Source organism: Lysinibacillus sp. ZYM-1, assembly GCF_001308875.1.
In the GTDB taxonomy this organism is placed as follows: Bacteria; Bacillota; Bacilli; order Bacillales_A; family Planococcaceae; genus Lysinibacillus.
On the sequence record NZ_KQ465166.1, the window covers coordinates 1 to 10610 of the forward strand.

At 34.6% G+C, this 10610-nt stretch carries 12 protein-coding genes and 2 pseudogenes; 3 read left to right on the forward strand and 11 right to left on the reverse strand.

The window, feature by feature from the left end; all coding sequences use genetic code 11:
• The 4 genes and pseudogenes from AO843_RS25310 to AO843_RS23325 all read right to left on the reverse strand — a co-directional run.
• Nucleotides 1-68, reverse strand: a pseudogene (locus AO843_RS25310) (ATP-binding protein); the annotation flags it as partial.
• 345 nt (nt 69-413) lie between these two features.
• Complete coding sequence (locus tag AO843_RS23315; RefSeq protein WP_054613441.1) at nt 414-869, reverse strand: hypothetical protein; 456 nt, start codon at nt 867-869, stop codon at nt 414-416.
• A 179-nt stretch (nt 870-1048) separates the two neighbouring features.
• Complete coding sequence (locus AO843_RS24375; protein WP_082389583.1) at nt 1049-2011, reverse strand: DUF3885 domain-containing protein; 963 nt, start codon at nt 2009-2011, stop codon at nt 1049-1051.
• A gap of 247 nt (nt 2012-2258) precedes the next feature.
• Nucleotides 2259-2744 (reverse strand): hypothetical protein, encoded by a 486-nt coding sequence (locus tag AO843_RS23325; protein WP_054613442.1) that lies wholly within the window; start codon nt 2742-2744, stop codon nt 2259-2261.
• A gap of 656 nt (nt 2745-3400) precedes the next feature.
• Here AO843_RS23325 and AO843_RS23330 point away from each other — a divergent pair.
• Entirely contained in the window at nt 3401-3742 is a 342-nt protein-coding gene (locus tag AO843_RS23330) for a hypothetical protein (RefSeq protein WP_054613443.1), read from the forward strand.
• A 299-nt stretch (nt 3743-4041) separates the two neighbouring features.
• Nucleotides 4042-4131, forward strand: a pseudogene (locus AO843_RS25665) (DNA integration/recombination/inversion protein); the annotation flags it as partial.
• A gap of 126 nt (nt 4132-4257) precedes the next feature.
• Here AO843_RS25665 and AO843_RS23335 read toward each other — a convergent pair.
• The 7 genes from AO843_RS23335 to AO843_RS23365 form a co-directional block, all read right to left on the reverse strand.
• Nucleotides 4258-5049 carry a nucleotidyl transferase AbiEii/AbiGii toxin family protein gene (locus tag AO843_RS23335; protein WP_054613444.1) on the reverse strand — a complete coding sequence of 264 codons (792 nt, stop codon included), beginning with the start codon at nt 5047-5049 and terminating at the stop codon, nt 4258-4260.
• Nucleotides 5050-5875: 826 nt separating this feature from the next.
• Nucleotides 5876-6436 carry a hypothetical protein gene (locus AO843_RS23340; RefSeq protein WP_054613445.1) on the reverse strand — a complete coding sequence of 187 codons (561 nt, stop codon included), beginning with the start codon at nt 6434-6436 and terminating at the stop codon, nt 5876-5878.
• 64 nt (nt 6437-6500) lie between these two features.
• On the reverse strand, nt 6501-7289 hold the full coding sequence (locus AO843_RS23345) for a class I SAM-dependent methyltransferase (protein WP_054613446.1): 789 nt from the start codon (nt 7287-7289) through the stop codon (nt 6501-6503).
• Nucleotides 7277-7708 (reverse strand): BrxA/BrxB family bacilliredoxin, encoded by a 432-nt coding sequence (locus tag AO843_RS23350; RefSeq protein WP_054613447.1) that lies wholly within the window; start codon nt 7706-7708, stop codon nt 7277-7279. Before AO843_RS23350 ends, AO843_RS23345 begins: the two co-directional genes overlap by 13 nt.
• Nucleotides 7709-7989: 281 nt before the next feature.
• A complete protein-coding gene (locus AO843_RS23355) occupies nt 7990-8217 on the reverse strand; it encodes a hypothetical protein (protein WP_054613448.1) in 228 nt (75 codons plus the stop codon).
• A 461-nt stretch (nt 8218-8678) separates the two neighbouring features.
• Nucleotides 8679-9086: a hypothetical protein gene (locus AO843_RS23360; RefSeq protein ID WP_054613449.1), complete on the reverse strand. Its 408-nt coding sequence runs from the start codon at nt 9084-9086 to the stop codon at nt 8679-8681.
• Nucleotides 9087-9478: 392 nt separating this feature from the next.
• Nucleotides 9479-9916, reverse strand: coding sequence for a hypothetical protein (locus tag AO843_RS23365; protein WP_054613450.1), 438 nt, complete (start codon nt 9914-9916; stop codon nt 9479-9481).
• 323 nt (nt 9917-10239) lie between these two features.
• Here AO843_RS23365 and AO843_RS23370 point away from each other — a divergent pair, with 323 nt between their 5' ends.
• On the forward strand, nt 10240-10431 hold the full coding sequence (locus AO843_RS23370; RefSeq protein ID WP_054613451.1) for a hypothetical protein: 192 nt from the start codon (nt 10240-10242) through the stop codon (nt 10429-10431).
• Nucleotides 10432-10610: the final 179 nt, after the last annotated feature.

Below are 10610 nucleotides of genomic sequence, written 5' to 3' on the forward strand. Positions count from 1 at the left end.
TCAGCAATTTGACGAGAAAGTGTAGACTTTCCAGACCCAGGAAAGCCAGACATTTGAACAAAAAACATGTTAATCCCTCACTTCTTCTACTATAAATAAGTATCTATGGCAATAACGAAAAACTCTTATTAAATAACCAAGTTGTTTTCCACAACTATCACTAAATTTTAACATAAATATCCAAATCTATTTAGAGTCATTTATTCAACTAAATGGCCCTTACATGCAATTAGACACATTCCTTATTAGATAAATGCGCCCTTTTCATGAAGAAAGATGCTTTCCTAATTTCAGAAAAGCGCCCGATTGTTGAAGATCGTTATTGAACTAAAGCCCCCGTTAGCCATCCATGTCACGTAAAATCTACGCTACACCAAAGAAAATGAAAGGTTATTACGTTCTTTCATGGGAGTTCAACAAGGTTTTAGTGTTTTTTCAAGTACAATAGGACCCGTTTTCTTTGTCGTTGTATTGACTGTTCGGACTTTGATACGAGTAGGTCGCATTACAGGAGAAACTTCATCTAAATTCCCAGCCCAAATAGTTTCTCCATATTTAGTTAAAGGGGACAATGAGAATATCCAGCTTATTTCCTTCGGAATATATGCTAATACTTCATATCCATCATAATCCCCAAAACTAGATGGTTTTGGTAAATGAAGTGCGTGAACACTGAGACTTGTTCGTTCATCATTAAACTTTCTTTCAATATTATAAATCAGTGCTACTCCTCTGGCATTTTTAGGTACGTTTTTTGTTGGTTCAAGTATTGCTGAACAAGGTGGCAACTCTTCAATTTTATTCTCAGAGTGTGTTTGTGAAGGAAGAATTACTAAAACGAAGATAAGGCTAAAAAGCAATTTTTTCATTTCTGATTCTCCTTAAATTTGTTTAGTATCATTATTCCCAAAACTCCATATTTATTGTATTTCTATCGTTCCTTGTTGCACTAAACTGCTTCGTTAGTTCAATAATGAAAAAAGAACTGGATATGCAACTCAATGATCTTTAATTAATGCACTCTTCTAGTTGAATAAGGATTTTCTAATTAAAAAGCTTCTTTAACTGACCATCCTATATACTCACCTTTATATTTTTTTGAATATAAAGACATAAGTTCAGTTTGATAATCAACAAGCGCCAAAGCCTCTGTTTTTGTTGCTTTAATATTAGTACACTCATTATTTTTATTATCGATAGCGATATTAAATCCTGTTCCACCTATCTCATTGATACATTCTTCTGCACATTCATTTGGTATGGCAAGAGCATGAGTAATGTGACATGTATTGTCCTGAGATAAGTTAATTTTAGTTTCTTTTACTTTCAGTCTGTTTTCTCTAAGCCTTTTTTCTTTTTCCTCGGTAGTTTCATAATAATTAAATAAACCTTCTTCAAAAGCGTCGTCAATTTCAATACGGTTATAATCTAAAATCCACTTCCTAAACTTATGGTAATAGGGCACAAGAGTATCTTTATTTAAGCCAAAAACATCACATCCACGGTCGTCATACATATGAAATATTATGTCCTTGTCAGTACTAATAAAGTACACAGATTGTCCAATAGAAGGTTCTCTTCCTTGTTCATAATTCCCTATACCTTCAAGTATTTCCTGGTAGGGTACAGACTTTAATTGTGAGTATACAAATTTCACTTTGTATTCATTCTTAACTTCTATTGTTTGACCCGTTACCTCATCATAATCCTCATCTAAATCGAAGAAAGTTTCCTCTTCTATATTTTGTTTATTTAATAAATCATACAGGTATTCTGGGGTGTTATTTCCAAACATAACATCCTCTGTTACATCCCAATCTTTTATATAAAGATAAATAAAATCATCCGGCTTGAACACTTCTTCGAATAATGTGGTCACTCTTGTAACAACTTGATTAATTCTTTCTTCAGTTCCATTTTTATATGGGTCACCTAGTTCGAACCTTAGATACAAATCGCTTGTTAAGTTAGGGAAATTATTTTCTATGTACTTCAATATTTTTTCCTTCATTGGAATTCCTCCCATAAATAAATTCTGTATAATCTCTAGTCTGCTGGTAAATTTGATCTCTCCTTATAGGATCCTTATTGAACTAACCTGCTCCGTTAGCCATCCATGTCACGTAAAATCTACGCTACACCAAAGAAAATGAAAGATTATTACGTTCTTTCATGGGAGTTCAATAAGAAAAAAAGAGCTGCTTATGCAACTCAATGATCTTCAAGTAAAGCGCCCGATTGTTAAGTAACATTCTTTTTTAAGTATTTTGCTTAATAATTTCTTCTACGTAAGTAAGAAGATTACTGTAGGGCAACCTCCCTTTCAAAAATTCTGACACCACATTCAAAGGTAATATCACCATATTCTTCTTTTTGGAATAAAGAACACTCTTTGTGCTGTTATTACTAAACTCTGAATTAGGTGAATAATTACGTACTGAATCAGATTCAAACCAATAAAAATCTTGATTAATATTATTTTTAATGACCTCGCCAATATATGCACCTATACGATCCACTAAACTATCAAAATGCTTATTTAGCAGCTCAGTACCAAACTCCGTATTCATTAATCTTTTTACATAGATATCAATATAACGAACGCTTTCAATAGTGAAGTCTAAATTTCTTTTAGTAAGGTTATCTTTATCCCATGAATCATCTGATACATCCTGATACATTAATTTTGCTATGCCTTTTAAATCATCTTTTTTTAATTTTGCTTTATTTAAAAAACCAAACATAATGGGTTTTCTCCTTTATTAATCATCTACAACTACAGCTATGATTATTATAGTTCTTATTCAACAATCTGGCCCGTTTGTTGAATAAACAACTTTAATATTTTAAGAATTTCTTGTTTGTTACGGCAAAACCGACTTAAATCTTGTATCACTTACACATCACCAAAACGATCTCAATTCACGATAAACGGAACAAAAAATCTTTCCCTGACGTTTTTCAGTGTATATATTTCTCATCCAAAAGCTTCAAGCTCCTTTAGTTGGCGATCAAGATTTTAATCAACAGAACCAACACCCGCATAGCCAAAGATCATTATGTATCGGCTCTTTTAATTAAACAACTTCTAACGAACAAATTCATACATTGCTATTACTACATTTCATTTTTTTCAAATAGCTCTCTACTTATAATGAACATTTTCTGAATTGATAATAATGTTATCAAACAATTATCTATTTTGTAAATTAGTGTTAAATACTCTGTTTTTTGCACGATGATAATAATGTGTTACAAATAATGTAAAAGGAGAAGTTATATATGAAGATCCATTTACTAGCTGTTGGACAAGTAGTTTGTTGGGGCTAAATACAGCTGGAACTTCAGAAATAGAAAAAGATATAATTTAGGAATATATTGAAGAGAGGTGTATATAAAAATGGTTTCTATGGAAGATATGAGTATAAGGTTAACTATCCTTCAAGGAGCTTACGGATATAAAGGTTTTACTGAACAAGTTAGCGAGAATATGTATAAAACTGATTTGAAAGCTTTTCAAGAAACAATAGAAAATGCAAAAGAACCGATTGATCCAAGTAAAGTTTCAAAGTTATCATACGATCAAATTAAAGTGTTACAAGGTGCTCCAAGTGGTAGTTGGTTGATTCCTTTACTGAATAGAATGGGACAATTAGGGATGATGGATTTACGTGAGGGACTAGTCAACCCTAAAATATTCCAATATACTTCGACAATGAATGCATATAATAGATCCATTTAAGCTAAGTGAAAATAAAAGGCATTAACATAAGGATTTTTCCTTACTTGTTAATGCTTTTTTCAACCATTAATATTATTGAAACTCACCTAAGGTCTTTCGGAAAAATGCCCCAAGCACTAGTATATTACCAGTTTGGCGTTCAAGCGTGAAAACTCCTTATACAGACCATTTATAAGGTCAAGTAACCCTAATAAACCACGTACATCTTTAATGAAATCTCTTAAATTATTATTGCAAAAAGTAACACGGTATCTTAAGATTTTTTGCAGCTAGAAATACTATTTAAAGATGATGGTGAACCAAAAATTACTTATCATGGTTTACGACATACCCATGCAACGATTTTATTAAATAGCGGGCAGAGCATAAAAGCTATCGCTCAGCGTTTAAGATTAAAAGTCCGTGTAAACATTGATAAATCAATACTTTCATCATTTATTTAATGTTACACAGACTAATTTTATTTAATTTATCATAAATCCGCGAACTACTTCATGTTCACGAGTTTTCAATCGTTATTGCCAAGCTCGCTTTTCACAGTTCCATTGTTTAAAAAACTCTTCCTCAGCCAAAATAACTTCATATACTGGGCTAAGAAATTGCTTTAGAAGCCCTTTTTCAAGTGGAGGATTTGCCTCGAATGTCAGGCGATGACGATCAAACAATTCTTCAAAATATGCCTGCAAATCCCGTCCCTCTAAGTTTTGTGTTTGTAATAGCCTTTCTACATCCAATAATTCCTTTGAAGTATTCGCTGGATATTGGTACATGTCAATTAATGAAAGGGCAACCACGTATTCGGTTGGATATGTATAGAGCATCGCTGATTTCAAGTCTAGCAAAGTTGGGAAAGTAATGGTTTTTGGCGACACTCGATTTTCTTCAAAGGTTATTTTGATTTCTATGTATGTAGTGATTTCAGCCAATGCAGCTGGTATTTTCAAGAGAATATTCGCATTGGTTATGGTACTTTCTATTCCATCTTCCAAAAATCTAACACCATCCTCTGGAACTGCTATCGAACAAATTTCTGTAAATGCCTGTTTGACAATGTCGTTTTGATAAGCGCTTTGTTGTGCCGTAAGTGTCATTTCTTTTGGTGGCTTCTCTGCTTCCTTTGTTAATATAAAGGATAAAAGATCCCCTTCTATGTAAAATTGTTCGTTATAAGGTGATGTTGATAAACGATAAAGAAACCTTTCCTGACAATAAAGCGATACTAATTGCTCAATACTTTCTTGCTGTATTTCTGCCATTTTTGTTAATTGTGTGATTACATCTGTTGATATTGTGTTGATTTTCACCATAAACTTCCCTCACCTTTTTGACTTTTCTGATTTCTAACGCCAGAATTTAGACTTTTACTAAAATTCTTGCTTTTATTATTACTTATTTATTTGCGAGAGTAAACGGTAATGTATACCAGCATAATATTGGCAATAAAAAAACCTGCCCGCAGATAATGCGACAGGGTCTTACAATTAGACAAGGGGCAGCCTCGCTACAGCGAAACTACCCCTTTAGTATTTATAGGTAACATTTTTCGTAAATTGTAAAAGTCTCAACCCAATCTTCTGGGGAATATTATCGTGAAACAAAATTTGTTTCATCGCCGCGGTAAAATTCCACTGTGTGCCTTCTAACCTAAGCAACGCAAACCCTACCATCTTTTGCGTCCTTGCAGCCCCAAAGCATGCGCCAGTGTGAATAAGTATCTTCAAAAACAAAAAGCAGAATGCCAGATTACGGAAATATGCCACCTAAAATAGCACGTTTCCTATTATAGCACCATACATTTTAAATGTAAAGGGCTCATTTATTTTTATGCATTTTAATAACCAATAAAATCGATATTTTAGGCTTCATGATGAACATGCCGAATATGTCCTTCATAGTGCTCATGTATTATATGCGACTAATAGATCATTCCCTATTTTAGCTATAAACTGGTCTTTAAATTGCTGGGAATAGGAGAAATCTTCATGGATTAATTGCCCAGGTTATTAGTTGAGGTTTCTTATGTAATGTTTCACTGAAATCTTCATCAAAAAACAAACCAAAATCATACTCAAATTGATTAAAAAATTGCCTACCCAAATAGAAACAAAGCCTTTCTCTTCGAAGTGCATGATCTTATTCCTTTCTCGAATAGATCAAGGCACCACCCGACCCCATAATTATTAAATGTTTGCCAGAAGGTGAAAATCCACATTTTACAGTACCATCCAATCGGTGTAAATCAATGGCCGTAGCGTTTTTTAAATAGCTGTAATGGGTTGTAAAAAGATAATCGAGAACCACTGTTGCACGTGGCCACCAAGGGTAAATAACTTCAACTTGCCAGCCATCCGATGTCACATGTATCCCGTCCCCCGCTTCCAAACCAAAAATGGGAATCGGTTGCTTTGCTAAAGGCGGGTGAAACGTTAAACGGTCAACACTGACACATTCCTCGGTTACATACGCATCTCGATTTCTTTGAAGTCGACGACCCGTTATGGGCTCAGTGACACTATAGCCTGATCCACTGATGAGGACAATATTTTCATCCTGATCCCAGCCACAGGCTAGTACACCATTGGTTGGAATCACCGTTTCATATTCCCATGGACGAGGTGGTTTTGTACATGCCATTGATTGTGCTTTGGCAAGTAAATCTAATTCAAAAAGGGTTCTGATTTCGTTGTTGGCCATTTTGTGCGGTGCCTCCTTTTTATTCCCATATAATAAAATAGAGGCCTGTCTCAAAAACAAGCCTCTACACTTCTAAAACACCATAATGAAATTTCGCTGTTCCTCGTTCATATTGCCGAAAATGATACTTCGCAAACCATTCTGAACGAAAATGAGCTTTTAACACCACACGCTTTCTTGCGACCCGCTTAGCTTCATGAACCCATTCATCGGTTAAACCAACATGTTCTCCGGCTAAGCGCAAAGCTTGGAAATTATTAGCTTCCTCAATAATCTCCTCAAACATTGGATCCATATAGACCACATCAAATGAATTGTCTGGCAATGTTTTTAGATAATGAACTGCTTCCGACTGAACGACCTCAATTTGTCGCATACAGGCAGTTAACGGTAGCTCAGTTGTATCATAGGATTGCGTACCCTGCTCTACAATAAAGGCCACATTAGGATTTGCTTCCAATCCTATGATACGCCCCGTTTCCCCAACAATATAAGCCGCCAACATAGCATCTGCCGCTAGTCCAAGCGTACAATCAAGCACCGCATCGCCTGGTTGGAGCTGTGCCGCTTGTAAAAATGGTTCGGCCTCTCCACGTGCTACACGTTTTAAGCGAAATGCTGCAGAATTAGGATGAAAAAAAAACGGTTCCTGTACCCCGAAGGCGTAATATTCGTAGCGATTTTTCCCCGCTACTACGACATTTGCCTGTAACTCCTGTGAGATCTTACGAACAGAGCGCTTTTTTCTCGACTCGAACGGAGCATTTAATTTTTGACACGCAAAAGCAGCGAGCACCGTCGATTCATCGTCTGGTCTGCCCGCTGTTGTTACGATCGTATTTATTGCTCGCATGTTTGTTCTAACACGCCAGTTAAATGGGAAACAATTTGTTCCACAGGGAAACCTTCAATTTGTTCACGTGGAATAAAGTAAGCCAATTCCCCATCCTTTAGAATTGCCATTGACGGTGAGCTTGGTGGTACATCTTCAAAGTAACCACGCATCGCCGCAGTCGCCTCTGGGTCCTGCCCTGCAAACACCGTCACTAGATGATCCGGCTTCACTGCGGAAACCGCCTCACGTGCTGCCGGACGAGCAAGCCCAGCCGCACAACCACATACTGAGTTAATCACTACTAACGAAGTCCCCTTCGTCCCTGCCATAAATTCATTCACCGCATCAGCCGTCGTTAACTCCGCAAACCCAGCCTCCACTAGCTCCTCACGCATCGGTTTCACAACCTGCTTCATATATTCATCATAAGCGTTCATGCTTTTACCCTCTTTCATATGTATTCGCAAAGCTTATTATAGCAAGGTTTTGTGTGAATGTACAAAGACATGCTTTTCGCCTGATTTCGTGGGTTTTCGGGGGAATGTGACTTTATTGTGTATAGGGTGATCCTTGATTTACGGTAGTTACACACCTAAATAAAAGAATTTGTACAATCTTAGCAACTTATGTCATGGAAATAAAAAAAGCCTAGGCTCAAATTAATTGAGTACCTGGGATTTTTTAACTTTATAAGGAACATAAAAAATCTCTTTGTTTTTTATTTCTTAAGAAAACTATAAACTAGAGTAATTATGCCTAAAACAAAAAAAAGAGGAACAAATAAATTGTCGGTAAACGCACTTATTTTAACCTCTGGAACTTCTCCGGACATTCTGCCTGCAAAAAATCCTGCTTGAGCAATGCTAGTTGATAGCATGGTGAATCCACGTTCTAATGTATAAATCAATCCAGACACAATTAAAAGCACAACTCCAACTATTCTCAAAACGCACACTTCCTATCTCAAAATTAATTGAGTACCTGGGCTTTTCAGTTGATGTTAAGAATGGTGCTTCCTAACCCTTTGTGCAGAAGGGAAAAGTTGCACCTAAATTATTATATCAATTTAAGTATTTCGACAAAATCCAACAAATGGATTAAAAAGAAATATAATTCTTTATACTTGGATAATATACATTTTTAACCTTATTTATCCAAGTAATAAATTCCTTCATTTTACTTTTCCGTGAACCACTTTTCCTCTTGTAAAACTCAAATTCTTTAGCATCAATATTCAACATCTGAAACGCTTAATATATCAAGAAAAATTTTTCTATGAATGCCCGTATATCTATCTTTTATGTAAATTAACTAGTGTATTTGCATCCTTTTTCATTTCTGTACCTGATAGGTGTTCTTCCCATTTCAAACGGTGAATGTTTTACCACTAAGCTTCTAACTTTGAAATTAGTCTTGGTTTAAATGTAACAAAAGCTTCAAAGGGATTTTTTCAAGTTCTAAATTATATGTTTCTTTTAAAATATTCTCTAATACAACATCAATATTACCAGTAAAAAATGTAAGAATTACTTGGCAATGAGCCAATGCAACATGATCAGTTATTTGTTTTGAAAACTGGTCTATTAACTCTATATGTTCTGTTTTCACTTGCTTTTCGGAGTATACCTTAACAGTGATTAAATTTTCTTTTAAGTCTTCTTCAAATACCTTTGCATTAGGAGGCAAGTTCAGATCTTTTATTTCACAAACTCGGTTTTCATCTACAATAAACAACCGATAAATTTCCTTCCCAAATCGGATATCCCATACTTCCATATCTTTAAATCTTAATTTCCGTTCAAAATAATCAATCATTTCGTCACTCCTTATTAATAATTTTATTGCTATACCAAATACGTACCATATTCAACAGTGTATTCATGCCAAATCGAGCAACATACAACTCTTTTTGTGAATGATTCTGTTGAAGCTTGTATAACTTTTTAAATTACGATTAACAATCCTAATTTCAATTGTGATTTGTCAGTATTCATTGCAACTTCAACTAGGTGAGCATTTACCATCTAAAACAAAATATTATTTCTACTCGTATCACCAGCACTAATGGAATAAATTCCTGCAAGAACCTTAATTTCATATTCCCAAATGCCAAAGAGCTCAGGTTCAAATTTAACTGCATACCTGGGTTTGGAAGTTAAATAAAATATAATGGTTTATATATTTTTATAGAATAAATACTTTCTATATTATAGCTCTACATGGGGCATTGTTATTCTCACAGCTAATTCTACAATTGGCTTTGAAAAAGTACTTGGAATCATCGGGCTTGGTAAATCCCCATTATAATTTGCAAGTCCAAAAGATGCTTCCCCTATTTGAATCCAGTCTAAGTCATCTGTACCTTGTATAGCGCCTACAAAATGATAATCTGCACTAAATGTATCAAAGCCGTCTTTATTAGGAATAGCTCTCCAAACTTCTGCCTCTTTTGTAGGATCAACTCCAAATTGGTTAAAGAATTTCAAAACTTCTGTGCTTGCATGTTGAATTTGTTTAGTGAAAAGTTGACAATCCTCGCAACCACAATGAGCTTTTTCGGAAACTTTTGGAAGTGCTTTATACAATTCCAGCGTTTTGTCCTTATCTATTTTTACAATAAAATTATTTAATGTAATTTCTTCCATAATAACACCTCAATTACAAATTTTTATTGTGAATCAAATTACATTTCCAGCTTCGTTCTTTGAATGATCAGGAAGCATTGAAATAAAGGAACTCCCATCTTCTAAAGAAACAAAATTTATTTTCTTTCCCATAAACCGTATTAATTGAATTCCGACCATCTTTTATCAAGCCACTTGAGACAAAGTCAGAAAACAGATTTTACTATTATATATGCTACTATTTTTTAATCTCCTTCCATCTACAATTTTGTAAATATTTTTTATTTACTTTATCATTTGACTCCAATAAAATGTAAATAAATACATATAAAAGAGGTAACAAAATGAATCCATGGATAAAAACCATTCTGAGTGTAGTCATATTTCTTGGCTTCAGTTTAACGGTGAATCAATTGATGGAACCTGGCATTTTAAGCACAATGTTGAAAAGCTTAGTTCTTTTAATGGTAATATTTGTGAATAATTTCACTAACAATAAAAATACAGAACACAAAGTAAAACAAAATAGCCCTTAAACTATCTTGATCTTAGAGCTGCATCGCTTCCCTAACATCTACCATGATTACTAGTTATAAATAAAAAGCCCAGGTACTATAGGCACTGACTGTCGTTTTTGAGACAGTAAGAAAACACCTTTTAAACAGCCAATTGTCGGTATTTAACGGGCGACTGGTTGTTTAGTTTCGTTTGAATA